Origin of the sequence: Arthrobacter sp. SLBN-122, from assembly GCF_006715165.1 — a bacterium.
Classification (GTDB): Bacteria; Actinomycetota; Actinomycetes; order Actinomycetales; family Micrococcaceae; genus Arthrobacter.
In genome coordinates this window covers 2,928,704-2,953,128 of record NZ_VFMS01000001.1, presented here as the reverse complement: position 1 = coordinate 2,953,128, position 24,425 = coordinate 2,928,704, and the positions used below count along the sequence as shown (strand labels likewise).

The following is a 24,425-nucleotide window of genomic DNA, read 5'->3' as shown; positions in this document are numbered from 1 at the left end:
CGGTCCCCCAACATCACGCGTCGCCGGCCCACGGCGGTCTAGTCGCCTGGGGCGGGCGGAAGCGCCGAGCGGCGCATGAGCTCGTCCTCAACGAGGCATCGGAGGGCGTAGGACTGGTCCGGTTCCAGGGAGACATCGCAGTCTTCGAGTGCGTGCCGCAGCAGGAGCAGATCGGCGGCCGGAACGAGCGGCCAGCGGCGGAAGGCATGGAATACCCTGCCCTGTGCGTGGGCGCCGGCACGAATGGTTCCGGCAGGTGGTCGGTCAGCAGCGGCGTCCATCATCAGCTCCCATGAGTAACTTGCCAGCTGACTGCTCAACCACGGGTATGGACAAGATACCCAGAACAAAGCCGTTAGGCCACCGGTTTCTACAACCCGTGGATTTATGACGGAGGCTTGTTGACGATGTCCACGGAGATTTCCACCGCCGGAACCGTTCCCCTGTTCTCCAACCAGTGGTTGGTGTTCCGGTCCTCGGGCCAGCCCACTCCGGGCCCGTATTCCCGGGCCTCGCCAGCGCGGTGGTCGGTGATGGATCCCTGCAGGATGTACACAGTGCCGGGCCGCCCCGCGTGGTCATGCAGTGGACCGAAGACCCCGCCGGGCTCGATCGTGACCATCCGCATCCGCAATTGCCGGCCTTCCATTCCTTCGATTTCGCCGGCAAGGTCAACGGTCGCCAGCAACTCCACCGAGACGCCTTTAGTCTCCGGGGCCACGTCTTCCGCACCCATGCCCGTCGCCTTCCTTAAGCCCGCTTACGACGGCGGCGCCGGCCTGCCGCTGCCGGGCACCCGGGTGCGGGTGCTTTAGGCGGCAAGTGCCGGCGTCGTCCTTCTGGCTGTGCTGCCAGGTGTTCGAGTATGCGCCTGTTGTCGGTGGTCGGCTACGTGACGGGGATGGAGGAAATGTTCAGGATGTTGCCCTCGCTGTCGAGGAACCACGCACCCTTCCCCATGCCTTCCATGGTCGCGATGCCGTTCTCGGTTTTGAGCCCCGGCATGTCGTACTCTTCAAAGACGACGCCGCGGCTCCGCAGCTCTTCCACTTCCCGTTCCACGTCTTCGGCTCCCCAGCCCATCTGCGTGTTCTTGGCCGAACCGGCATTGTCCGTCCGGTAAAGCAGGAACCCGGTGCCGTTGCCGCACTGGTAAACCAGGTTGTCGTTGTCAATGGTTTGGGTGGGTTCGAGGCCCAGCTTGTCCCTGTAGAACTCCCTTGCCCTGTCAATGTCCTTTGCGGGCAGTACAGGCATGACTTGCAGATCCTTGAGCATGACGGACTCTCCTTGTGCGTTAATGGCGTTGCTCTCCCCCTGAAACAGTCCGGCCGTGCCCCGCCGGGCCTCGTGGCCGTCCTTCCCGCCGATTGCCGGGGCGGCCGCCTGGAACCCCTGCTTCCGCCGTGGCACAGGACAGCGGCGGGAGGTTCCCGAAGTCTACGAGGCCATTATGGAACCGAATGCGCCGGGGCGATATAGGGGAATTTTTGACCGCCGCCGGGCACGTGGCGGCGGCCTATTTCCGGGCGGCCAGCACCGCTTTGCGCATCGCCCCACCGGCGACAGAGACCAAGGGGACGAGTAACACCAGCATGGCGATGGTGTTGGGGCGGAAAGCAGCGCGTCCATTAACCGTCCGGTACACCCCCAGCGGCACCACAAAGCCGCCGCCCCCGCCGCCGGATGCGCCCTGGTCCGACTCCATACCGCCGCCGAAGCCGAAGGACACCAGTGCGACAGGCACGATGTCCTCCCCGCCCAGGTTCACTGGCGGGCCGTATGCGCGGGCAACGCCCATGTTCTTGAAGGAGTCTGCAAGGGACGCGAGAGTGTCAGCCATGGCAACAGGCTAGGCACGCGGGCAACGCGCGGGAAGGACCATAGGTCCCGCCTGCAGCACTGCTACTTCCGGATTTCGGCGATCCGCAGCCGGACGATGTCCGCCAGCACGTCGTCGGGCACGGGGTGGTCCGCGGTGAAGCGGATGGTTCCCTTGGACAGCGAGTACCCCTCGAGCCGGTCCGCCACCGCCTCCACCACGGCGGAGGAGAACGGAAAGATCGAGAGGTGCTTTGCCGTGGCTATGGCGGCCACCAGTGGTTTTTCGTCGAGCTTGAGGGCGGGCATGCCGTAGCTCATGCCCTCCGTGGCGTCGGGCGCCAGGGACCGCGCAAGCTCCACCACGTGCTGCAGGCAGCTGCGGTCCGGTTCCTCAACCTGGGACAGCGCCTGGTCCACAGCGCCCACCTGGACGCCTCAGCTCTTCCGTGCCGCAACGGTGGAAGCCAACGCTGCGAGTCCCCGCTCGAAGTCGCCACCCACCATCTTGTCCATGTCCATGAACAGCGCGAACACCCTGCCCATGCCCTTGTTCTCCCCGGTCATCCGCCAAGTCACCTCGGTGCCGCCCTGGACAGGGGTGAAGCTGAACGTGGTGGGATTCAGTGCCTTGAAGGGCCTGGTGAACTGCAGCCGGATCCGGACCAGGCTCGAAGGCAGGGACTCCTCGATCTCCATGGTGCCGCTGCCCGCCTTGCGGTTGCCGCTCCATTCGTACCCTGCCCCCGCACCGGAGTCACTGCCGAAGTAGCGGCGGCTCATGCCGGGGTCGATCGTTTCCCATGGGGACCATGCGGTCCATTCGTGGAAGTTGTTGACCAGCGGAAAGACCTCTTCGGCGGCGGCAGGGATGACGGTACTGCGGCGGACTTCAAATGTGGACATGGGCCAAGCATAGGGGCCGGAGCCGCAGCGGTTAAGGAAGGACCACGTTCACCGGGTCCTTGCCCTCCAGCAGCAGACCGATCTGCTTCCGGAGCAGCCGGACCATCCGGGGGAACATGGCCGAGCTGGCACCGCCCACGTGCGGGGTGATAAGCACGCCGGGGGTTATCCACAAGGGATGGTCAGCGGGCAGCGGTTCCGGATCGGTGACGTCCAGCGCCGCCCGGAGGCGCCCGCTTGACGTCTCGGCCAGCACCGCCCCGGTGTCCGCTACCGGACCGCGGGCCATATTGACCAGCAGGGCGCCGTCCGGCATGGCGGCCAGGAACTTCGCGTCCACCAACTGCTGGGTGTCTTCGCTCAGGGGGACGCTGACCACTACAATCTCGTGGAGCGGCAGCTGCTCGTAGAGCGAGTCAATCCCGAGGATGGTGCCGCGCTCATCGTCCCGGGCGCGGCTGGCCATCCGGGTGACCTCGGTTTCGAACGGCAGGAGCCGGGCCTCGATGGCCTTGCCCACTCCGCCGTAACCCACCAGCAGCACGCGCCGGTCGGCGAGGCTGGGCCGCTGGCTGTTGTCCCAGGCACCAGCCTCCTGGTTACGGACAAAGTCCGGAATGCCACGCTGGGCGGCGATCATCATGCCCACGGCGAGTTCCGCCGTCGACGTCTCATGGACTCCCGCCGCGTTGGCGAAGGTGACGCCTGGCGGCAACACCGAGGCAACGCCGTCGTACCCGATGGACTGGCTCTGCACCAGCCCGACGTCGACGCCCTCCAGCGCGGCGAGCGCCGTCGGTTTGCCCATGTAGCCGGGGACCAGCAGGTCCAGCCGGCCTTCCGGCGCCGGCCCGGTCAGGTCCCAGAGGACAAAGTCGACGTCGTCCATCGGCGCCAGTGCGTCCAGCAGATTCTGGGCGGGCAGGCAGACGCGCAGGCGGGTGGTCATGCGGCCACCATCAGCTTGACGTTGGCGGCCCTCAAGGCATTCTCGATTTCCTGCGGCGGCGGCGCATCCGTCACCAGGATGTCCACGGCGTCGAAACCCTCCAGCCGCGCCAGTGCGTACCGCAGCATCTTCTGGTGGGTTGCCACCACCACCACCTGTTCCGCTGAATTCATAAGGGCGATCTTAGTGGCGCGCTCGACATCGCGCTCAATGTAGAAGGCCTCGTCATGGATGCCGCTGACTCCGATGAAGGCTGTCTTGGCACGCAGCCCGGCGGCGGCGCTGATGGTCATGGGGCCGTTGAATGCCTGACTGTCAAGCAGCAACTCCCCACCCAGGCAGATGGTGCGTGCCGCCGTCAGCTGCAGGCAGCGCTGAATGGCGGGCGCGGAGTGCGTGATGATGGTGCCGGTGAAGGACGTGGGGAGTTCCTGCGCGATCTGGTAGGTGGTGGTGCCGGCATCGAGGATGATGGCATCCCGCTCGCCGACCAGCGATAGACAGGCGCGGGCCACCCGCAGCTTCGCGTCGGCGTCCTCACGGACGCGCGCCGCGAAGTTTGCGTTCTGCCCATGCCCGTCCACGGCACTAACGCCACCGTGGACCACCCGCGCCAGTCCACGCCTGGACAAGACGCGGGTGTCCCTCCGCACGGTCATGTCGGAAACGGCAAATGTCTCCGCCAGGTCGTTCGTCGAAATGAACCCCCTCCGGCCCAGCTCGTCCAGGATGGTGCGCTGGCGGGGTGTCAGCGGCGCCTCTTCATGTGCGGTACTCATCGGCCGTTCTCCCTCCCCAATGCGCCGGGCAGGAGCCTGGCGGGATGTTGCAATTCCAACACGTATCTTCTTATGAACGTACCCCGACGGCGGCATTACCAAGCTCAACGGGGCGGCCCTCCGTAATAGAACGTTCGGCAGCGAGGCCCATCCGAACGGACTGCAGGCCGTCCGCCACAGTGACCTCCACCGGACCTTCACCGAGGATGGCCTTCCGGAAGCCCAGGTGCTCATAGTAGGTGGAGCCGTGGTGCGCGCCGGCCGCCAGGACAGCCTCATCGACCGGAACCTCATGCTTTTCGGGGCCCAGCGGGGACCGTGGGCTGAATTCAACAGTCGCCTCAGCCTCATCTCCGGGAATCCAGTGGTTGGCGGCTACCGGGATGAGGGTTTCAATCTTGGCAGCGTCACCCACGATGGAGATCCGTTCCTGGAACTTGGATCCTTCGGCGAACATGGACAGCTCCAGCATGGCCCGGCGGCCGCCCTTGAAGTCGACGATCACGTACGCGTTGTCCACCATGTCAGACACCCGGCCGTCGTACACCTCGTCCATGTGGTTCACGTCGTGGCCACCGCTGGCGTAGACGCGGACGGGTTCGTCCTGCAGGATCAGCCGCATCAGGTCGAAGAAATGGCAGCATTTTTCCACCAGCGTGCCGCCGGTGCGTTCGGCGAAGCGGTTCCATGCGTCCACCTTGTGCAGGAACGGGAAGCGGTGCTCCACGATGGAGAGCATGCGGATAGTCCCAAGCTTGCCGCCGTGCGCTGCCTGGATGATCTCCTGCACCGGCGGCATGTAGCGGTACTCCATGGCTACCCATACCGGAGCCGAGTAGTTGGCGGCGAGGACCTCCAGCTCGTCCGCCTGCTCCGCGCTGGTGCACACAGGCTTTTCCACGAGCACGGGCAGGTTGGCGCCGCTGGCGAAGATGTCCTTCAGGATGCCCAGGTGCGTGTCGTTGGGGCTGGCGATGACCAGGGCATCCACCAGGCCTGAAGCCAGCAGTTCCTGGTGGGAAGGGAAGGTCTTCGCCTCATAGCCGATCTCCTTCACCGTCTCTTCGAGCGATGCCGGCGTGGGGTCAGAGACTGCGGTGATAAGGCTGCCCGGAATCAGTGCAAGGTTCCGGACGTGTTCGCGGGCCATGTGGCCGGCTCCGATAAGGCCGTACCGGATGATCCGGGGTGATTCCGCAGTAGGCAATGACATTGAGCTGCTCCGTTTCTCTACGTTGAGGGGGCGGGACCGCGGCGTTGCGTCCCAAACACAACTATACCGAAAGTGTTGTTTTTCCAACATAGCGTGTGTATATTTCTTCAGTACCAGCCGGAACTACAACGAGGTGGAACGTGCCCCAACCGTCAACTGGAACCCTGCTCTTTGTAGGATGCGCCACTCTTGACTCCATTGCCCTGGTGCAGGATTACCCCGCCGCGGACAGCCGCACGGTTGCCACCGACTTTGCGACGGCCGGCGGCGGCCCCGCTGCTACTGCAGCCGTCGCAGCCGCCCGGGCCGGAGCCAAGACCGCCTTTGCAGGCGTCTTGGGCACCGACGAGGAGGGTGACCGCATCATCCACGGCCTTGAGGCCGAGGGCGTGGACACCTCCGCCGTCATCCGCGATCCCGGCGTCAAGACCGGCGCCAGCGTGATCATCGTCAGCCGGGCCACCGAAAGCCGGGCCATCGTCACCCGGCCGGTGCCGCCCGTCACCTTTCCCGCCGCCAGCCGCTTTACAGAGCTGCTGCAGTCTGCGGCCTGGGTCCACACGGACCACCTGGGCTGGAATGCCGTCGCCTCGGTGCCCGGCTTCAACCCTGCGACCCTGAACATCAGTGTTGACGCGGGCAACCCGATTCCCGCCTTCAGCCCCCGGGGCGTCGCATTGTATGTACCCACCATCGAAAGGCTCCAGGCAGAGTACGGGGCGGACCTCTCCCCCGAGGCCCTCCTGGGCAAAGCGCTCGACGACGGCGCCGCCGCCGTCGTCGCCACCGCCGGCTCCGAAGGTGCCTGGGTTATGGAACGCGGCGGTGAACCGGTCCACGTGCCGGCCACGCCGGCAGAGATCGTTTCCACCCTGGGCGCCGGCGACGTGTACCACGGGGCGCTCCTCGCCGCCGTCGCGGCCGGGCTCCCGCTGGTGGACGCCGCCGCGTTCGCCGGCCGCACCGCCGCCGCATCCTGCGCCGGGCTGGACGGCCGCTCAGCCATCCCGCACCAGGCCGTCACCTCCGAACTTGCCACCAACCAACCTGCCTAGCCATATCACCAGCCAGCTGAAAGAAGCAGCCCATGAGCCACACCGACCTTTCCCCCCTGCAGCGCCCCTCAGGCGCCTTCGCGATGCTCGCGGTGGACCAGCGCGAAGCCATGCGCAACATGTTCGCCGAGCACACGGACAAGCCCGTTACCGACCAGGACCTGCAGGACTTCAAGCTGGAGGCCGCCCGGATCCTCAGCCCCTATGCCTCGGGAATCCTCATCGACCGGCAGTTTGCCCTTGACCAGGCCATCGAGGCCGGCGTCGTGGACCCCGGCTGCGGACTCATCGCCTCGGCGGACCACTTCGAGTCCGCGCACGACGAGCTGGTGGGCGAAGTGACCATCGACCCCCTGGTGGAGCCGCACAAGTACAAGGCCCTCGGCGCCAAGGCCCTCAAGCTGCTGGTGCTCTACCGCCCCGACGAGCCCGCCGAGGGCCGGGTGTCCATGGTCCGCGAATTCGTGGAGAGCTGCCGGTCCGCCGGACTGATCAGCATCATCGAACCCGTCTCCCGCAAGCCCCTTGCTGGCGGCGACTTCGACTGGAACGCCGGCATCCTCGCCGCTGCCAAGGAACTCGGCAGCCTGGGCGCCGACCTCTACAAGGCAGAGGTCCCCTTCAAGGGCCAGGCCTCCGAAGCCGAGGTCCGGGCCGCGTGCGCCGAACTGACCAAGGCCATCGACGGGCCTTGGGTGGTCCTGTCCTCGGGTGTCCCCGAAGACGTCTTCCCCGACGCCGTCCGCTGGGCCTGCCTGGAAGGCGCCAGCGGCTTCCTCTCCGGACGCGCCGTGTGGGCCTCCTGCATTGGAGCCCCCGACGTCGTCGAATCCCTTTCCACGGACGCCGTCCGGCGGCTGCAGCGCCTCTGCGCCGTGGTGGACGACGTCGTTTCCAGCCAACGGACCCACGCCTAGGCGCGGTTGGAGCGCCGAAACGTAGCCGGGGCAACCCCTCTCTGTAGCAAGCAAACAAGGCACAGCAAACACTCAACGAGGAGATTATTGTGAGTCAGATTTCACGCAGGCAGGCCATGGCCATTCTCGGCGCCCTGGGCTTCGGCGCCACCGCGGCGGCGTGCGCCGGGCCAGGCGGTTCCACCGCACCCGGAGGCGCCAGCGGACCGGCCGCCCCATCAACGGGCGCGATCACCGGCAAGGTCTCCTTCGCGCACTGGCGCGGCGAGGACAAAGCCGTGTTTGACGAGCTCATCAAGCGCTTCGTGGCAAAGCACGACGGCATGGAGATCGCCCAGGACATCTCCACCTCCAACGACTACAACGCCCAGGCCCTGCAGAAGCTGCGCGGCGGCTCCATCGGCGACGCCTTCGCCACCTTCCGCGGCGCCCAGTTCAAGAACTTCACCGAAGCCGGGATCTACACTGAGCTGAAAGACAGCCAGGCAGTGAAGAACTACCAGAAGGGGCTGCTGTCGGCCGGCCAGAACGGCGACAGCCAGCTAGGCCTGCCCTACCAGGTGGTCTTCCCCATGCCCATGGCCAACCTCGACATTTTCGACAAGGCCGGGGCGGAGACCGCCCCGAAGAACTGGGACGCCTTCCTGGGGATGTGCGAAAAGCTGGCCTCCGCCGGCGTCATCCCCATCTCCTGGCCGGGCGGCGATGTGGGCAACGGCGGCCAGCTGTTCAACTGCATGATTGCCAACAACGCCCCCGTTGACGACATGTGCGCGCAGATTGAACAGGGCAAGCTCAAGTGCACCGACGACTGGTTCATCAAGATGCTCAACCAGTACAAGGACCTGACGCCCTTCGTGCAGCCCAACGCCACGGGCACCGCGGTGGAGCCGGCACAGAACCTGTTCTCCCAGGGCAAGGCCGCCATGCTGGCCACCGGCTCGTACCACCTCGCCGCGGTCCGCGGACTCGGCGCCAAGTTCCCCATCGACCTGGTGTTCCCCAACACCACCTCGGACGGCAACGGCAAGTATGAGGGCGCCTACAACGCCACCTTCATCCTGGGCGTCAACTCGGCCAGCAAGAACCAGGCCGCCGCGGCAGCCTGGATCGATTTCCTCTCCGAGCCGGAGAACGCCGGCTACTACGCCAACCAGACAGCCCAGCACGTGTCCGTGGACAAGGTGGAGTACACCAACCCGGACCTGAAGCGGCTGAGCCCCTGGCTGCAGAAGAAGACGGCGCTCGCAGCCCGCTTCCAGTTCAACAACCTCGATGTCCGCAACGCGGTGGAAGCCAGCGCCACCGCCGTCATCTCGGGCACCAGCCCTGAGCAGGCAGCCGCTGCCGCCCAGAAGATTGTTGACGAACGGCTATGAGCATCCATCCCGGAACCGCCGCCAAGCACAAGGCACCGGACAGTCAGGCCGCCGCGAACGCTCCCAAGGTGCGCCGCCGCTCCCCCACCCGGGTGAATCCGGCACTGTACCTGTTCCCGCTCCCCGCCGTCGCCGTCATTGCGTTCTTCCTGGTGATGCCCACGCTGCAGGCCTTCCAATACGCCATCACCGACTGGAACGGCTTCTCCGCGGCATTCAACTACGTGGGCCTGGACAACTTCATCCGCGCGTTCACCAACGACTCGCTGTTCACCAACGCCCTGACCAACAACCTGAAGTTCGTGCTGCTGGTGGTGATCGCGCAGACGTTCTTCTCGCTGATCCTCGCCCTGCTCCTGACGAAGAATTCGCGGGGCAGCATCCTGCTCCGTGCCCTGTTCTTCTTCCCCACCATCCTGTCCTCCGTATCGGTGGCCTTCATCTGGAAGTTCATCTACGACCCCAACTTCGGGCTGGCCAATTCTGTCCTTCGAACCGTTGGGGTGGACGGCGGCGCCTACCTCGGCAACGACGCGCAGGCCCTCTATTGGGTGGCTGTCACCCAGGTGTGGTTCCACTCGGGCCAGATGATGGTGGTCTACATCGCCGGGCTGCAGGCCATCCCGCGGGAACTCTATGAAGCAGCGGAAATGGACGGGGCCAACAAGTGGCAGCAGTTCAAGTCCATTACTTGGCCGTTCGTGGCCCCCGCCACCTCCATTGTGGTGGCCTATACCACCGTGCAGTCGTTCAAGGCGTTCGACCTGATCCTGGGCATCGCGGGCAACCCGCCCAAGAGCTCGCTGGACATCTTGTCCACCCGCATTTACAGCACCTTTGCCAACTCGGAGTTCGGCTACGCCGCCGCCCAGTCGATCATCTTCATGGCGATGATCGCCCTGGTCACGTGGCTTCAGCGCCGCCTGCTCCGGCTGACCCCGAAGGGGGAATAGCAGCATGCTCACCTCGCTAAGCCGCCGCGCCATCCTGGCCATCTATGCGGTCATCATCATCGTTCCGCTTACCGTAGTGGCCTTCGGCAGTTTCAAGACCACGCAGGAACTGTTCGCCGGGCCTTTCAGCCTGCCCCACTCCCCCTCCGCCGATAACTTTGCCGAAGTGGTAGGCGGCCAGAACCTGGGCTCGTCCTTCGTCAACAGCGTCATCGTCACCGGCATCTCCGTGCCACTGACCCTGTTCCTGGCCAGCCTGGCCGGCTATGGAGTGTCCCGATTGAAGGGGTTCATGTCCTGGGCCATCTTCGGCTTTTTGGTGCTGGGCATGGCCATCCCGGCGCAGGCCAACATGGTGCCGCTGTACGTGCTCTTCGGCCGGCTGGGCCTGCTGGACAACCTGGGCGGCCTGATCCTGGCCAACCTGGTGTCCACGCTTCCCATCGCCGTGTTCATCCTGGGCGGGTTCATGCGGACCCTGCCCAAGGAACTCTATGAAGCATCCTCCATCGACGGCAGCGGGCCGTGGAAGACCTACGCCTCCATCGCCTTGCCGCTGTCCGCCCCCTCCATCGCCGCCGCCGCGATCTTCCTGTTCGTCATCCACTGGAACGAACTGCTGTACCCGCTGCTGTTCATCCAAACCCCCGGCAACCGCACCCTGCCGCTGGCGCTGTTGAGCTTCCAGGGCGAGTTCCAGACCAACTACCCGCTGCTGTTCGCCGGCGTCATCCTGGCGTCCCTGCCCGTGGTGGTGGCCTACGTCTTCCTCCAGCGCTACTTCGTGGCCGGCATCACCGCAGGCGCGAGTAAGGGATGAGTACGACGACGGCGCCTGGCTTTGCGCCCGGCGTACAATTTCCAGCCAACGAAAGGCACCCAGTGAACCTCAAATCAGCCCGGCACCTCGTGAACGGCACATGGCACGCCGCCAGAACCACCAAGGACGTGATTGACCCGGGCAACGGCAGCACCGTAGGCGAGGTGGCCTGGGGCGGGGCCGAAGACGCCACCAGAGCCGCGGACGCCGCCGCCGAGGCTTTTGGTTCCTGGTCCCGCACCACGGTCCGGCACCGGGCAGACCTGCTGCGCAACGCCGCCGACCTCCTGGCCGAACGCCGCGACGAACTCGCACACACCCTGGCGCTCGAGGCGGGCAAGCGGCTGCCCGAAGCACAGGGCGAGGTGGACTTCTCGGTGGAGTACTTCCGCTGGTTTGCCGAGGAAGCGCGCCGTGCCACCGGCACCGTCAGCCCGCCCGAGCTCCAGGGCCGCCGCCATCTCAGCAGCCGCAGGCCCATCGGCGTGGCCCTGAGCCTCACGCCCTGGAACTTCCCGGTGTCCATCCAGGCCCGGAAGCTGGCTGCGATGCTCGCGGCTGGCTGCACGGTGGTGGGCAGGGTCTCCGAAAAGGCCCCGTTGGCTGCCACTGGACTCTTCGAGGTCCTGCATGACGCCGGCTTCCCCGCCGGGGTGGTCAACCTGGTCCATGGGCCCTCCCGCGAAATCACCGGGGCCCTGATGTCCCACCCGGCGGTCAGGGCGGTCAGTTTCACCGGTTCCACCGGGGTGGGGCGGCAGATCATGGTTTCGGCTTCCCAGCGCGTGGTCCGGCCGCTGCTGGAACTGGGTGGCAACGCACCTTTCATCGTGTTCGAGGACGCCGACCTGGACGCCGCGGTCGAAGGTGCCGTGCTGGGCCGGCTCCGCAACACCGGCCAGTCCTGCGTGGCCGCCAACCGGTTCCTGGTCCAGGACAGCATCGCCGCGGAGTTCGCCCGGAAGCTGGGCGCCCGCTTTGATGCGATGACCGTTGGGCATGGAGTTCCCGACGACGGCGCACCGGTTCCGGACCTCGGTCCCGTGATCGACGCCGAAAGGGTGTCCGCGGTGCAGGCGCTGGTGGATGACGCCCTCAGCCGAGGCGCCCGGCGCGTCACGCAGCGGACCGATGTCCCCGGGCAGGGCGCCTTCATGGCACCCACGCTGCTCACGGACGTCCCCGACGACGCACCACTGGTGACCGAGGAAGTGTTCGGCCCGGCGGCCGGCGTCGTCACTTTTTCCTCGGAAGAGGACGCCGTTCGCAAGGCCAACGCCACCGAGATGGGCCTGGCCGCCTACGTATGGAGCAGCAGCCCCAAGCGCGGCTGGGATATCCCCGAACGCCTCGAAGCCGGCATTGTGGGGGTCAACGATCCCCTGCCCTCTGTCGCCTTCGCCCCCATGGGCGGGGCCAAGCAGTCCGGCCTGGGCCGGGAAGGATCAAGTTTGGGCCTCGAGGAGTTCGAGGAGGTCCAGTACGTGGCCTGGAGGCCCTAGGTGCTGACCACCGGGCTGGTGCTGGGCGCCGTCGTCATGGGTGCCGGGATGCAGCGCGTCACGGGCATGGGGTTCGCCTTGGTGGCCGCGCCCTTCCTGGTCCTTCTGCTGGGCCCGGTGGAGGGGGTGGTGCTGGTGAACGTGTGCGGCGCCGTCACCGCGGGGGCCATCATCTTCCGGGTGGTGCGGGACATCGACTGGAAGCGCTATGGAGCGCTGACGGCCTCGGCACTCTTGGGCATCGTTCCGGCGGCCATCCTGATCCGTTTCATCCCACCTGCGGTCCTTGAGATCTCCATCGGCGTGATCCTCGCCGTCGGCCTGACCGTCCTGCTGGTCCTCAAGTCCGCCACCCTGCCCGCTCACCGCCGCTACCTGCTGACCGCCGGCAGCCTGAGCGGGTTCATGAACACGGCGGCGGGCGTGGGCGGCCCGGCCGTCAGCATGTACTCCATCGCCACCCGCTGGCAGCACAAATCATTCGCCGCCACCATGCAGCCGTACTTCTTCACCATCGGCACGTTCTCCCTGATCTCCAAGGCGATCACGGCACCTGCCTCGTTCCCCGTGCTGCCGTTGGCCATGTGGGTGGCCGTGGCCGTCGCCTGCCTGGCTGGCCTTGTGCTCGGCGATCTTGCCTCCAAACACGTTCCCGCCCGCGCCGCACAGATCCTGCTGATCGTCCTGGCGTACCTGGGAGCGGCCGCCACCATCATCCGCGGCGTGCTCGACGCCGTTGGCTGAAAATTGCTGCACCCGCCCAACATCCGCACCTGCAAAGAAAGAGGAAACAACATGACGTGGCTCGACAATGCCGCCCACGCACGATGGCTCGAGGCCGAAACCGACCGGCTGATTAACTTCGCCGAGGCTTCCAAGGTCCCCACGGGATTCGGCTGGCTGGATAACTACGGCAAAGTGTTCGCGGATAAGCCCACCCATCTTTGGATCACCGCCCGGATGACGCACAGTTTCGCTGTGGCCGCACTGATGGGACGGCCTGGCGCTGCACTGCTTGTGGACCACGGCATCGCAGCGCTCAACGGCCCCCTCCACGATGATGAGTTCGGGGGCTGGTACGCCGAGGTGGACGGGAACAGTCCCGTGAACGATACGAAGTCCGGCTACCAGCACTCCTTCGTACTCCTCGCCGCTGCCAGTGCCGTAGCCGCAGGGCGGCCGGGGGCCCGCCAATTACTGGACGAGGCGCTCCGGATAGCCGACACGAAGTTCTGGGACCACGAGGCGAACATGTGCTTCGACTCGTGGAACCGGGAGTTCACGGAAACCGAGGCCTACCGTGGCGGCAACGCGAGCATGCACTCGGTCGAGGCCTACCTGATCGTCGCCGACGTAACCGGGGAGAACCGATGGCTGGAACGGGCCCTGCACATCGCCGAGGTGCTCATCCACAAATTTGCGCGCAACAACAACTACCGGGTATTCGAGCACTTCGACCCCGAGTGGAACCCGATGCCGGAATACAACACTGACGACCGGGCAAGCCAGTTTCGTGCATACGGCGGAACCCCCGGCCACTGGGTGGAATGGGCCCGTCTGCTCCTCCACCTCCGGGCCGGACTCGAAGCCCGCGGCCTGGACGTCCCCGCCTGGCTGCTCGACGACGCCCGGGGTCTGTTCGACGCCGCCATCCGCGACGCCTGGCAGCCGGACGGCAATCCCGGTTTTGTGTACACGGTGGACTGGGAAGGCAAGCCGGTGGTCACCACCCGCATCCGCTGGGTTCCCGCGGAGGCCATCGGAGGTGCGGCAGCGCTGTATATCGCCACCGGGGAGAAGAAGTATGCGGACTGGTACGAGCGGATCTGGGACCACGCTCGCGATTGGTTCATCGACTACGAGCATGGTTCCTGGAAGCAGGAACTCGACGAGCATGGCAATGTCACGTCCACCGTGTGGTCGGGCAAGGCGGACATCTACCACCTCTGGCACTGCCTTGTGGTCCCGCGCCTTCCGCTGGCGCCCGGCCTGGCCCCCGCAGTCGCAGCAGGCCTGCTGGACGCGCGCCTTAACGAGACCTTGAAGGCAACGGAACCGGCAGGCCGCTGATTCCGTCCGGCCAGGTTCGTACACGGACACCGACTTCGGCCGCCGGTAAGGCATCCTTTGCGAGGGGCGGTTCGGGGACCGTGTGGTGGCTCCGCACAGCAGGAGCGGCGCACTGTGTCATGTCCGTGACAGGCCCTTCGATCCGGTAAATTTAAGGGAGGAATTGTCAGGCGAGCAGCGCCGCATTCCGCCCCTCCCCCTTGAATGGATCCACACCCCCATGTCCTCCGCGACTTCCGCGCCCGTGCCTGCCCGTTTTCCGTATGCCGCCATGATGGTCCTTGCCACCATCGCTTTTACTGCCATCACCACCGAACTCCTGCCGTCCGGCCTGCTGCCCCAGATCAGCACCGGGCTGGGGGTCTCCGAGCCGGTGGCCGGCTACCTTGCCGCCGCCTACGCCGCCGTCATCGTTGTCACGGTGGTTCCGGCGGCCCGCCTGTTGGGAAAGATTCCCCGGCACGCCCTGCTGGTGGGGCTGGTCCTGACCTTCGCACTGAGTAATGCCATGGTGGGCCTGGCACCGGATTTCACCGCGGCGATGATCGCGCGGTTGGTAGGCGGCCTGGCGCATGGGCTGCTGTGGACCACCATGGCGCCGTTCGTATCCCGAGTGGTCCCGGCAGACAAGGTGGGCAAGGCCCTGGCGATCGTGTTCAGCGGCAACAGCCTGGGCCTGGCCATCGGCGCCCCCGTGGGTACAGCACTGGGCGGATTCCTGGGCTGGCGCGCAGCGTTCCTGGTGCTGGCCGGGTTCGGCGTGGTCCTGACCGTGCTTGCGTTCTGGCTGCTCCCCCGCGTCCGGCGTATTTCCGATGCCGCCCGGCCGTCCCTGCGCAAGGCCATCGGCCAGCCGGGCGTGAAATCAGTGGCGGTTGCCTGGCCGCTGCTGGTCCTGGCCCACTTCGCGCTGTTCACTTACATCGCCCCCTTCATCCGCCAGGCGGCATTGCCGGATTACTCCATCAGCCTCTCCCTCACGGTGCTGGGAGGGTCCGGATTGCTGGGCATTTGGATTGCGGGACTCACCGTGGATTCCCGGCCGCGCCGTTCGTTGCTGATCACGACGGCGGCCATCGCCGCATCGATGTTCCTCCTGCCTTTCGCGGTGGGGAACCTGCCCCTGGCCCTGGTCCTGATGACCATTTGGGGGGCCGGCCTGGGCGCGATCGGGATTTACAACCAGTCGGCGATCCTCCGGGCCGGCGGCGAGTACAGCGAGGCTGCGAACGGGCTCACCGTCCTGACCATCCAGCTGGGCATCACCATCGGTGCGCTGTACGGTTCCGCGGCGCTGGTGGTGGGCGGCCCGCTGCTGGTCCCGGCAGCGGCCGCGGTACCCGTGGTTGCCGCGTTTGTGATTACCCTCGCCGGGAAGCGGTACGCCTACCCGCCGGGCCCCCGCGAACGCATCTGGCTGGAGCCGCGGCCCATCAAGGAAAGCGTCAAGGACCGGGCTTAATTCCTGCATCGATTGCTCCGTAGATGCCGCTTTCACGGCACAAAACGGCATCTGCGGAGCAATCGATGGGCGCTGGGATGACAAGTTAGTCAAAAGTTTTTCGCAAACCCGTAACCTTTGTGACCTGTGTTTCGATCCACTAAGTGCGGGGCAACCCGCGCAGTTGATCGCAATCCATAAAATTCGTCAACGGAGGGTCTTATGTCTTTCTTCACTTTCTCGGGTAACAAGCTCGCCATGACTGTCCTTGCAGCAGGAGCCTTGGCGGTTGGCGGTACGGGCGTGGCCGCCATGGCCGAGTCGCTGCCCGACACACCGTCCGTCCTTGCAGAAACGGAATCGCCGTCGCCAAGCCCCACGGCAACGGAAACCGAATCCCCCGAGCCAACTCCTACGGAAACCGAAACCGAGGCGCCGGAGCCGACGCCAACGGAAACGGAGACGGAAGCGCCGGAACCTACGCCAACGGAAACAGAAACGGAGTCACCAGAACCTGCTCCCACGGAAACGGCTGACCCCGAGCCGTCGCCTACGTCCACGGCCGCGGGACCTGACGCCACCGGCCCTGCGGCCTTCGGTTTGTGCAATGCCTTTACCAACGGCGGATTGAGCACCACGTCCACGGCCTACACCGCCCTGGTCCAGGCTGCCGGCGGGGAGGATGGCGTCGGCGCTTACTGCGCCGCTGTTGCGGCTCCGGACATTGAGGACGCTGAAAGCGGCGACTCGCCTGCCATGACAGGGCAGGACCAGCAACAGCAGCCGGTAAAGGAGCAGCGTCAGGGCGCAGCCTCCTTCGACGGCGCCGGGCACCAGGCCGGTAACGGCGCCAAGCACTCCAACAACGGCCAGCGGTAGCTGTCGTATGGTTCGGCTGCGCCGGGGCGGGCTCACCCTCCCGGCGCAGCAGCCAATCTGGAGAGTGTTGCAGGGAAGTCTGCCGCAGGGGGGGGCGGATGCAAAGGATTGAGCACGGGGCAGGGCCGTCCGGAGAGACGGACGACAGCATCTTTTGTGCTGCCTACCGCGAATTCTCGCCCGGGGTGCTCAGCTACCTGCGCTCACGGGGCGTTGAGGACCCCGAGGGCCTGACCCAGGAGGTCTTCCTGGCCCTCGTTCCGCAGCTTGGGGACGTGCGCGGCGGGATGAAGGGCGTCAAGTCCCTGGTCTTCTCCATCGCCCATGCACGCTACGTTGACGAGCACCGGCGCAGGCTGAAGACGCCACACACCACCGACTATGACCCCGATCAGGACCCCCGCTGCAGCAGTTCGGCCGAGGACGACCTGCTGGTGGTGGAAAGCTCGGGCAACGTCAAAGCCTTGCTGAGTGACTTGCAGCAGGACCAACAGGATGTGATCACGCTGAGGATCGTGGCGGACCTTTCGGTTGAGACGACGGCGGAGATCATGGGCAAGACCCCGGGTGCCATCAAACAACTGCAGCGCCGGGCCCTCTGCCGCCTACGCAAGCTCTGTACCCCATTACGGGAGGACCGGTAATGACGACTGAAGACAAGGCCCGGCAGAAGCGCAGGCTCAGCGACGAACAATCCGTCGAGGCGCTGCTGGCCGAGGCCGGCGTCCAGGATGATCCGGGACTTCGGAAGGCGTTGCTGCAGCTGCGGGCGCTCAGGGTTTCCGAAGTCCCTACTCCGTCAGCCGAGCTTGCAGCGCTTTTGGGAGAGTCCAAAACGGCTGACGTGGTCGGTTTGGAACCGGGCAAACCACGGAAGAGGAAGCACGTTGTCTTCACGACACTGGCAGTCGCCGCTTCCTTCAGTATTGCCGGCGGCGCCGCGGCAGGAAACGAAAACGTCCGCCGTGAAGGTGGGGAAAGCATCCGAGCCGTCATTGAGTGGTTCTCGCCTCCGGCCCCTGCGACTCCTGCCCCCACGCTTTCCACCGGCGCACCAACGCCCGGGACCGCTGTCGTTTCCGCTCCTGCATCAGACATGCCCCCTGCTGCGCTGATCCGTGAGCCTTTGCCTGCTCCTCCTTCGGAACCCGCTCAGTCCGCCACCCCGTTTACTGCCGAACAGCGGGATCTACACGAGCGGGGCGCGGATGCACCGGAGGTTCCGTTGAGTGACACGACACGCGTGCCGGCAGATGTTGGCAGCGAGGCTGGGTCCGGTGCCAGGGCCGCAGGACCACGCGGCAGTGCCGCTCCTCCTGAGGCAGGCGGGGCCACCGCCCCCGCCATCGATGCCACCGAACCAAAGGCCGGCGGCAAAGGGACGGCAGACCGGCCGGACACACACTCGGCGCCTCCCACCTCCAAGGCCAAGCCAAGCACGGCACGCTGATCCGCAGGCATCCAGAACGACCGCGGGACTTCGGAACGAAAGCCGGCGGCCGCCGTCGAACTTTATGCGCCGAACACCATCGAGTGCTCCATACCTGTCGTTTTCAGGGCTCAAAACGACCGTTGCGGAGCAATCGATGGGACTTAGTCGCGGTACTTGGCCACCGTGAACAGGAAGGTGGAATCCTCCTCCGCGTGAAGACTGTGCAGGCCGGGCGGGACGATGAGCAGGTCGCCCACCTTGCCCTGCCAGGATTCCCCGCCGGCGCGAAGGCTAACGCAGCCCTGGATCACGAACACGGTGGCGTCCCCCGGATTCTGGTGCTCACTCAGTTGGGTTCCGGCCGTCATGGCCATCACCGTCTGGCGAAGAATCTTCTCGTGGCCGCCGTACACTGTGTCCGCAGCCCTGCCGTTGGTGGAGCCGATGGCGGCCTCGAGCTGCTGCCGGGCCAGTGCATCGATCGATATCTTCTGCATGGGCCCAAGGCTACCCACCAGCGGCAACCTTGGCGACAGGGTTTGGCGCCACGCCACAGTCCACCGATTTCGAAGGCCGGTAACAGGCTTGGTAAAGGTTAAGGAATGCTAGACGTCCTGAATCCCGCCCTGCCCTTCATCGCCACTATCCTTGCCGTCGTGGCCGGACTGGCGCTGTCCTGGCTGCTCCGCAAGGTCGTCCTGAGGCTGAACCGGAAACGGCCAGAGCTGCAGGCAACCTCCCGGGTGGCGCGCCGGCCGCTGCGCCTGGCACTCTGCCTGGCGGGCGTCCGTACCGCGCTGGGGCTGACGGCTGACCACGAAAGCTGGCACGCCGGCGTCGACCATTTCCTGTTGATTGCCCTCATAGGTGCGGTGGCCTGGTTGGCCATCGCAGTACTGCTCATCGTGGAAGCCGTGGTGCTGACCCGGCACAGCGTGGACGTGGCGGACAACCGGCGGGCACGGCGGCTGCGCACGCAGATGATCCTGGCCCGCCGGATCGCCGTGGCGCTAGTGGTGGTGCTCGCCGCCGGCACCGCGATGCTGACCTTCCCGGCCATCCAGGCACTGGGCGCCGGACTGCTGGCGTCAGCCGGCGTGATCTCCATCGTTGCCGGCCTCGCCGCGCAGACGTCCCTGGTGAACGTCTTCGCCGGCATGCAGCTGGCGTTCACCGATGCCATCCGGGTGGATGACGTGGTGGTGGTGCAGAAGGAGTGGGGCCGGATCGAGGAGATCACCCTTACCTACGTGGTGGTGCATCTCTGGGATGACCGCCGCCTCATCCTGCCGTCCACCTATTTCACCACCACTCCCTTCGAGAACTGGACCCGCCGCCAGTCCGAGGTGATGGGCACGGTGGAGTTCGACCTCGACTGGCGCGCCCCGGTGGAGGACATGCGTACCGAATTGCGCCGCGTCCTGGCCGGTACCGACCTGTGGGACGAACGGGTGGGCGTCCTGCAGATCACCGACGCCACGGGCGGTTTTGTCCGCGTCCGGATCCTGATCAGCGCGGCGGACAGTGCCGCGCTCTTCGACCTGCGCTGTCTGGTCCGCGAAACCATGGTCACGTTCCTGCAGCAGCACCATCCGGAAGCCCTCCCCCACCAGCGCTGGGAGCAGGCAACGGACGACGCCGGCACCGCCAACCGTCGCAGGGCACCATTGCGCGGGCTGGGTTCGCCCTCTGCCGACGGCGCGCATCCGCCCGCAGATCCACACGGATCGCAGTTGTTCACCGGCTCCATCGAGGCAGTGGAGCGGTCGCGGGCGTTCACCGGGCCGGGCGAGGAGGTTTTCGAGGAGCGGGACAGGAACCTCGCGTCACGCAACTGATCGGACGGCGGCAACCCCTTGATATGTGACCATTTAGTCACCTACCATTGCTGTCATGGACGACGTGTTCAAGGCACTCTCCGACCCCACCCGCCGGGACCTGCTCGATGAACTGTTCCGCGAGGACGGCCAAACCCTGAGCGCCCTTGAAGCACGGTTCGACATGACCCGCTTTGGGATCGCCAAGCACCTCCGCATCCTGGAGGACGCAGGCCTGGTGGTACCCCGCCGTCGGGGCCGGGAAAAGCTGCACTTCCTGAATCCAGTCCCCATCCGCCTGGTCCACGACCGCTGGGTCAGCAAATATGCAGAACCATGGGCCGCTGCCCTCAGCGACCTCAAATCCAGATTGGAAAGTCCCATGGAAAAGATCTTCGAGATTTACATCAAGACCACGCCCGAACGGCTCTGGGAAGCCATCACGGACAGCGATATCCGCAGCAAGTACCAGTTCGGGAACACCATCACATCCGACTGGGTCCCCGGCGGGCATTTCGAGATGGGCAATCCCAAGGCCGGAGACCTGCTGGGCGAAGGCGAAAACCTTGAGGTCGATCCGCCGCGGCGGCTCGTCCAGTCCATGCGCGCGCTGTGGGGCGAGGACGTCAAGGCCGAGGGTACGTCCACCATCACCTGGGAGATCGAACCGGTAGGCGATTCCTGCCACCTCACCGTCACCCACAGCGACCTGCGCGAGGGCGCCAATGAACAGCTCTACGGCGGCTGGCCGATGATCCTCTCCGGCCTGAAAACCTGGCTGGAAACCGGCGAAAAGCTCACCACGCCCGGCTCACTTCTGTACACCTAAAGCTCCTCCATCAAAGGTTCGACGGCGGCGCGTGCTGCCCGCCGCCGTCGAACCTTTGGTGGGACTATCGGCGCGGAATGCGGACGATGACCGGCCCCGGGCGGGCCGCGTCCAGAGTCACCTTCAGTTCCTGGCCGTCAAGGTCCAGGCTGCCCCCGGCGCCCTCGACAGACGCTTCGGCTGCTGACAGCCCCTCCCCGCTGAGCCTCAGCACGGCTTCATGCCCCTCGCTGAGCGAATCAACAAAGGCAACCACCTCAGAACCACGCTCAACCCAGCGGACCCAGGTATCGCCCTGGCCTTCCGTTGCGCCCGATGCCAGCGGGCGGGCACCCACGAGGTACTGCTTTGCGGTTGCCATCCAGTGGCCAAGGTCGGTCAGGGCCTGGCGCTGGATCTCGGGGATGGTTCCGTCCGCCCGCGGCCCAACATTCAGCAGGAAGTGGCCGCCACGGGAAACGACGTCCGTCAGGTGCCGGGCCAACTGGCTTCCGGACAGTGACTGCTCGGGACCTTCCACCTGGTTGTAGCCGAAGGAGAATCCGATGCCCCTGCAGTTCTCCCACTCGGACTCAGACTCGGACTCCCTGGCCGCTTCGTACTCGCTGGTGGCGTAGTCCTTGTGGGTGGCGCCCCACCGGTCGTTCACCACGCCGTCCGGAACCGCTGCGTAGAACTGTTCAAAGAGGGTTCCGAGTCCATGCTCGCCGAAATGCTTGCCGGCGTCGGGCCATTCAATGTCGTTCCACAGGACATCGGGCCGGTACTTGTCCACCAGGTCGGCCACATGATTGTAGGCGTATTCGGCGTAGCCGGCGTCCTTTGGGCGGGAAGTGTCGTGGACACTTTCGCTGGTGGTGTGCGGCGGGAAGGGGCGCACATGCCAGTCCAGGCCGCCGGAATAGTACAGGCCCAGCTTTATGCCTTTATCCTTGACGGCCTGGGCGATCTCTCCGATGAGGTCCCTGCGGGGTCCGCGGTGGACGGTGTTGCGCTCCCCTGTTCCCGGAGCATCCCAGAGCGCGATGCCGTCATGGTGCTTGGTAGTGGGCACCACGTAATCGGCCCCGGCGAATTTGAACAGCTCTACCCACTCCGCCGGATCGAACTGTTCTGCCTTCCACTGGTCCAGGAAGGCATCGTAGTCCTCGCCGCCGAACACGTCCCGGTGGTGCTGCTGGGCCGGGCTGCCGTCAATGCGGATGGTGTTGTAGTACCACTCTGCATAGGGGTTGTGGGTGAACCATTCGCGGTCCTCGATGGTGCCGAGGGCGCCGATGGGTTCGCCCCAGGCGGGAACGGAGTAGGCGCCCCAGTGGATGAAGATGCCGAAGGGGGCGTTCTGGAACCATTCCGGAACGGGCCGGGACAACTTGCTCCATTCTTCGGGGGTGGCCAACGGCTCGGTCATTAGATCACTCCAATTCTTGGTTCGAAGCGTTCCGCACGGTGGAAGGACCACTGAAGGATGATGTGTGATCAGGGAGGGCCGAGATGTAGTCCTCCACCGCATAGAGGTGGTTTGCCATGCGGGTCCTGGCCCTGTCGGCGTCATGCTGCCGCAGCGCTTCCAGGATTCCCAGATGCTCCCGATGCGTGTCCGCCAGGCCTTCATTGTCATGGATGGACCGCCACATCCGGCCGCGAATCGTGTTCGTGGATACAGTCTCGATCAGCGCTGACAGCACGTGGTTCCTTGAAGCCTCCGCGATGAGCCGGTGGAATTCGATGTCACACTGCATGGCGCCGGCATGGTCGATGGGTGAGGCCTGGATGGCAGCGTTCGCCCGCCCCAAGATATTTTCGGCCTGATCAAGCTGGGAGCTGTCGATACACACCGCCGCCGCCGCTGCCGCTTCCGTTTCAAGGGCCCGGCGGACTGTATGCACCTGATTCGCCCGCTCTCCATCCTGCAGGCCTACCCAGAATTCCATAGCGGACAGCAGGGCGGACGGCTCCAGTCGGGTTACGAAGGTGCCGGCACCCTGCCTGGTTTCCAGGATGCCCATGGTGGACAGTGCGCGCACGCCTTCCCGAAGGGAGCCCCGGGAAACCTGCAATTCCGCTGCCAGGTCCTTCTCAATGGGCAACCGGTCGCCCGGCCGCAGCCGCCGGGAGGACAGCATCTGTTTCACGCCTGAAATCACGACGTCTGTCTGGGACATCGACCCAATGGAATTGCCGTTACTCACGGCAGCCGCCTTTCCTAGTACTCCGACGAGCATATTTGGCTTTCATCAGATGTATCACTTGGAAGAACCTGCTTCTGCCTATAATCTCATCGAATACTTCAAAATACATCAGATGAACAGCAGGGCAGTCCAGGAAAAGGGTAGGGGAAAAGGCATGATCAACTACACGCTCACCCACCCGGGCCTGCTGGCGGCCCTCGCCGAATCCGGGCACGGTTCGCAGATCCTCCTGGCGGATGCCAACTACCCGCACAATACCGGCGCCCCTGCAGCTGCCCGGCGGATATCCCTGAACCTGAGGCCTGGCCTGTTGACCATCGACCAGATCCTGGAAGTACTGATCGACGCCGTTCCGCTCGAAGCCGCCGCGGTCATGGCACCCCCGGACGGAAACTGGACAGAGGCAGTCAAAGGCTACGAAAGCGCACTGGGTGCACGGGTTCCCATCACTTCCCACCAGCGCTTCGACTTTTACGACGCCGCGCGGTCGCCGAACGTCGCCGTCGTCATCGCCAGTGGGGACACCCGGCACTACGCGAACCTGCTGCTGACCATTGGGGTCCGGCCCGATGGAGCGGCATGAGGGCCGGCAGTTGCTTCAGTTAGTAGACTCACACGTCCATGTCTGGGACCCGGCCGTGCTCCGCTACGACTGGTTGAACGGCGTTCCCGGGATGAACCGGCCATTCCTTCCACACCAACTTCCGCACCCGCCCGGGACACGGTCCGTCTTTGTGCAGGCCGATTGCCGTGATGACCAGGCTCTGGGGGAAGTTGACTGGGTGGCCGGCCTGGCGGCCGACTGGCCCGAGTTGGCGGCGGTTGTGGCTTTCGCCCCCATCAGCCGCGGGGACAGTGTGTCCCATGACCTTGACGAGCTGCGTCAGCGGCCCCTGGTCCGCGGGGTGCGCGAGCTGTTCCAGGACAGGGAGGCAGGTTTCATGCTGGCACCGGAAACAATTGCCGGAGCGCGCCAGGCAGGAAAGGTTGGATTTACCTTTGACGCCTGCATCCGCTCGTCCCAACTTTTGGAGCTTGCAGAGTTTGCTGCCCTGGTACCGGAGCTGGACATCGTCCTGGACCACATGGGCAAGCCACCCATTGCTGCCGGTGAACTCAGCGACTGGAGCACCGCGATGCGTGCACTGGCCAGGCAGCCCAACGTCGTCGTAAAGATCTCGGGGGCGGGCGCGGAAGCCGACCCGACGCGTCCATTTGCGCCGCAGGCCCTGCCTTTCATCCGGGAAACCCTGAACCTCTTTGGCGCCGGGCGGTGCATGATCGGCAGCGACTGGCCCGTCTCGCTCACGGAACCGGCCGGGTACCAGGACTGGATCACAACGGTGGAGCAGGCGATGACCGGCGCGTCAGCAAGCGAGCGCGAGTCCGTGGCACATGGAACCGCAGTTCGCGTTTACCGGCTGGAGGCTGTCCGAGGTCCCGCGAACCAGGAAGAGGAGAAGGACTAACC

General features: G+C 65.5%; 28 protein-coding genes. 16 read left to right on the top strand and 12 right to left on the bottom strand.

Annotation, left to right across the window (positions count from 1 at the left end):
* Positions 1–38 precede the first annotated feature (38 nt).
* From FBY36_RS13775 to FBY36_RS13735, 9 genes are all read right to left on the bottom strand, one after another.
* A complete protein-coding gene (locus tag FBY36_RS13775) occupies positions 39–281 on the bottom strand; it encodes a hypothetical protein (protein ID WP_235008832.1) in 243 nt (80 codons plus the stop codon).
* Between the two features lie 104 nt (positions 282–385).
* Positions 386–736, bottom strand: a complete 351-nt coding sequence (locus FBY36_RS13770; protein ID WP_142120236.1) for a cupin domain-containing protein — start codon at positions 734–736, stop codon at positions 386–388.
* A 152-nt stretch (positions 737–888) separates the two neighbouring features.
* Positions 889–1,278 (bottom strand): VOC family protein, encoded by a 390-nt coding sequence (locus tag FBY36_RS13765; protein WP_056331924.1) that lies wholly within the window; start codon positions 1,276–1,278, stop codon positions 889–891.
* A 241-nt stretch (positions 1,279–1,519) separates the two neighbouring features.
* Positions 1,520–1,843 (bottom strand): hypothetical protein, encoded by a 324-nt coding sequence (locus FBY36_RS13760; protein WP_142120234.1) that lies wholly within the window; start codon positions 1,841–1,843, stop codon positions 1,520–1,522.
* A gap of 62 nt (positions 1,844–1,905) precedes the next feature.
* Complete coding sequence (locus tag FBY36_RS13755) at positions 1,906–2,250, bottom strand: iron chaperone (protein ID WP_142120232.1); 345 nt, start codon at positions 2,248–2,250, stop codon at positions 1,906–1,908.
* 9 nt (positions 2,251–2,259) lie between these two features.
* On the bottom strand, positions 2,260–2,727 hold the full coding sequence (locus FBY36_RS13750) for an SRPBCC family protein (protein ID WP_142120231.1): 468 nt from the start codon (positions 2,725–2,727) through the stop codon (positions 2,260–2,262).
* A 31-nt stretch (positions 2,728–2,758) separates the two neighbouring features.
* Positions 2,759–3,676, bottom strand: coding sequence for a 2-hydroxyacid dehydrogenase (locus FBY36_RS13745; RefSeq protein WP_142120229.1), 918 nt, complete (start codon positions 3,674–3,676; stop codon positions 2,759–2,761).
* Positions 3,673–4,455 carry a DeoR/GlpR family DNA-binding transcription regulator gene (locus tag FBY36_RS13740; RefSeq protein ID WP_142120227.1) on the bottom strand — a complete coding sequence of 261 codons (783 nt, stop codon included), beginning with the start codon at positions 4,453–4,455 and terminating at the stop codon, positions 3,673–3,675. The genes FBY36_RS13745 and FBY36_RS13740 overlap by 4 nt, the downstream gene beginning before the upstream one ends.
* A gap of 70 nt (positions 4,456–4,525) precedes the next feature.
* The gene (locus tag FBY36_RS13735) at positions 4,526–5,668 is read right to left on the bottom strand and encodes a Gfo/Idh/MocA family protein (protein WP_142120225.1); all 1,143 of its coding nucleotides are present in this window, start codon (positions 5,666–5,668) and stop codon (positions 4,526–4,528) included.
* Positions 5,669–5,808: 140 nt separating this feature from the next.
* Here FBY36_RS13735 and FBY36_RS13730 point away from each other — a divergent pair, with 140 nt between their 5' ends.
* The 12 genes from FBY36_RS13730 to FBY36_RS13675 all read left to right on the top strand — a co-directional run bounded on the left by FBY36_RS13730 (position 5,809) and on the right by FBY36_RS13675 (position 18,134).
* Positions 5,809–6,723, top strand: a complete 915-nt coding sequence (locus FBY36_RS13730) for a PfkB family carbohydrate kinase (protein WP_142120223.1) — start codon at positions 5,809–5,811, stop codon at positions 6,721–6,723.
* A 32-nt stretch (positions 6,724–6,755) separates the two neighbouring features.
* On the top strand, positions 6,756–7,640 hold the full coding sequence (locus FBY36_RS13725; protein ID WP_142120221.1) for an aldolase: 885 nt from the start codon (positions 6,756–6,758) through the stop codon (positions 7,638–7,640).
* A gap of 89 nt (positions 7,641–7,729) precedes the next feature.
* Complete coding sequence (locus tag FBY36_RS13720; protein WP_142120219.1) at positions 7,730–9,019, top strand: ABC transporter substrate-binding protein; 1,290 nt, start codon at positions 7,730–7,732, stop codon at positions 9,017–9,019.
* Positions 9,016–9,972, top strand: coding sequence for a carbohydrate ABC transporter permease (locus FBY36_RS13715; protein ID WP_142120217.1), 957 nt, complete (start codon positions 9,016–9,018; stop codon positions 9,970–9,972). The genes FBY36_RS13720 and FBY36_RS13715 overlap by 4 nt, the downstream gene beginning before the upstream one ends.
* Positions 9,973–9,976: 4 nt before the next feature.
* Positions 9,977–10,792, top strand: a complete 816-nt coding sequence (locus FBY36_RS13710; protein ID WP_142120215.1) for a carbohydrate ABC transporter permease — start codon at positions 9,977–9,979, stop codon at positions 10,790–10,792.
* Between the two features lie 62 nt (positions 10,793–10,854).
* Positions 10,855–12,294 carry an NAD-dependent succinate-semialdehyde dehydrogenase gene (locus tag FBY36_RS13705; RefSeq protein ID WP_142120213.1) on the top strand — a complete coding sequence of 480 codons (1,440 nt, stop codon included), beginning with the start codon at positions 10,855–10,857 and terminating at the stop codon, positions 12,292–12,294.
* Positions 12,295–13,038 (top strand): sulfite exporter TauE/SafE family protein, encoded by a 744-nt coding sequence (locus FBY36_RS13700; RefSeq protein WP_142120211.1) that lies wholly within the window; start codon positions 12,295–12,297, stop codon positions 13,036–13,038.
* 51 nt (positions 13,039–13,089) lie between these two features.
* A complete protein-coding gene (locus tag FBY36_RS13695; RefSeq protein ID WP_142120209.1) occupies positions 13,090–14,364 on the top strand; it encodes an AGE family epimerase/isomerase in 1,275 nt (424 codons plus the stop codon).
* A 220-nt stretch (positions 14,365–14,584) separates the two neighbouring features.
* On the top strand, positions 14,585–15,826 hold the full coding sequence (locus tag FBY36_RS13690) for an MFS transporter (protein WP_142120207.1): 1,242 nt from the start codon (positions 14,585–14,587) through the stop codon (positions 15,824–15,826).
* A 201-nt stretch (positions 15,827–16,027) separates the two neighbouring features.
* On the top strand, positions 16,028–16,684 hold the full coding sequence (locus tag FBY36_RS13685; protein ID WP_142120206.1) for a hypothetical protein: 657 nt from the start codon (positions 16,028–16,030) through the stop codon (positions 16,682–16,684).
* A 98-nt stretch (positions 16,685–16,782) separates the two neighbouring features.
* A complete protein-coding gene (locus FBY36_RS13680; protein ID WP_142120204.1) occupies positions 16,783–17,328 on the top strand; it encodes an RNA polymerase sigma factor in 546 nt (181 codons plus the stop codon).
* Positions 17,328–18,134 carry a hypothetical protein gene (locus tag FBY36_RS13675; RefSeq protein WP_142120202.1) on the top strand — a complete coding sequence of 269 codons (807 nt, stop codon included), beginning with the start codon at positions 17,328–17,330 and terminating at the stop codon, positions 18,132–18,134. Before FBY36_RS13680 ends, FBY36_RS13675 begins: the two co-directional genes overlap by 1 nt.
* A gap of 143 nt (positions 18,135–18,277) precedes the next feature.
* Here the strand turns inward: FBY36_RS13675 and FBY36_RS13670 are convergent, their stop codons facing one another.
* Positions 18,278–18,613: a cupin domain-containing protein gene (locus FBY36_RS13670; RefSeq protein ID WP_056331862.1), complete on the bottom strand. Its 336-nt coding sequence runs from the start codon at positions 18,611–18,613 to the stop codon at positions 18,278–18,280.
* A gap of 105 nt (positions 18,614–18,718) precedes the next feature.
* On the opposite strand from FBY36_RS13670, the gene FBY36_RS13665 reads away from it, so the two are divergent.
* On the top strand, positions 18,719–19,954 hold the full coding sequence (locus FBY36_RS13665) for a mechanosensitive ion channel family protein (RefSeq protein ID WP_235008831.1): 1,236 nt from the start codon (positions 18,719–18,721) through the stop codon (positions 19,952–19,954).
* Between the two features lie 55 nt (positions 19,955–20,009).
* Positions 20,010–20,762, top strand: a complete 753-nt coding sequence (locus tag FBY36_RS13660; RefSeq protein WP_142120200.1) for an ArsR/SmtB family transcription factor — start codon at positions 20,010–20,012, stop codon at positions 20,760–20,762.
* A gap of 64 nt (positions 20,763–20,826) precedes the next feature.
* On the opposite strand, the gene FBY36_RS13655 is transcribed toward FBY36_RS13660, so the two are convergent.
* The gene (locus FBY36_RS13655; protein WP_142120198.1) at positions 20,827–22,173 is read right to left on the bottom strand and encodes an alpha-L-fucosidase; all 1,347 of its coding nucleotides are present in this window, start codon (positions 22,171–22,173) and stop codon (positions 20,827–20,829) included.
* 4 nt (positions 22,174–22,177) lie between these two features.
* Entirely contained in the window at positions 22,178–22,954 is a 777-nt protein-coding gene (locus FBY36_RS13650) for a FadR/GntR family transcriptional regulator (RefSeq protein ID WP_235008830.1), read from the bottom strand.
* A 154-nt stretch (positions 22,955–23,108) separates the two neighbouring features.
* Between FBY36_RS13650 and FBY36_RS13645 the strand changes: the two genes are divergently transcribed.
* Together FBY36_RS13645 and FBY36_RS13640 are read left to right on the top strand one after the other, a co-directional pair.
* On the top strand, positions 23,109–23,537 hold the full coding sequence (locus FBY36_RS13645; RefSeq protein WP_142122638.1) for an RbsD/FucU domain-containing protein: 429 nt from the start codon (positions 23,109–23,111) through the stop codon (positions 23,535–23,537).
* A 10-nt stretch (positions 23,538–23,547) separates the two neighbouring features.
* Positions 23,548–24,423, top strand: coding sequence for an amidohydrolase family protein (locus tag FBY36_RS13640; protein ID WP_235008829.1), 876 nt, complete (start codon positions 23,548–23,550; stop codon positions 24,421–24,423).
* The last annotated feature ends 2 nt before the right edge of the window (positions 24,424–24,425 follow it).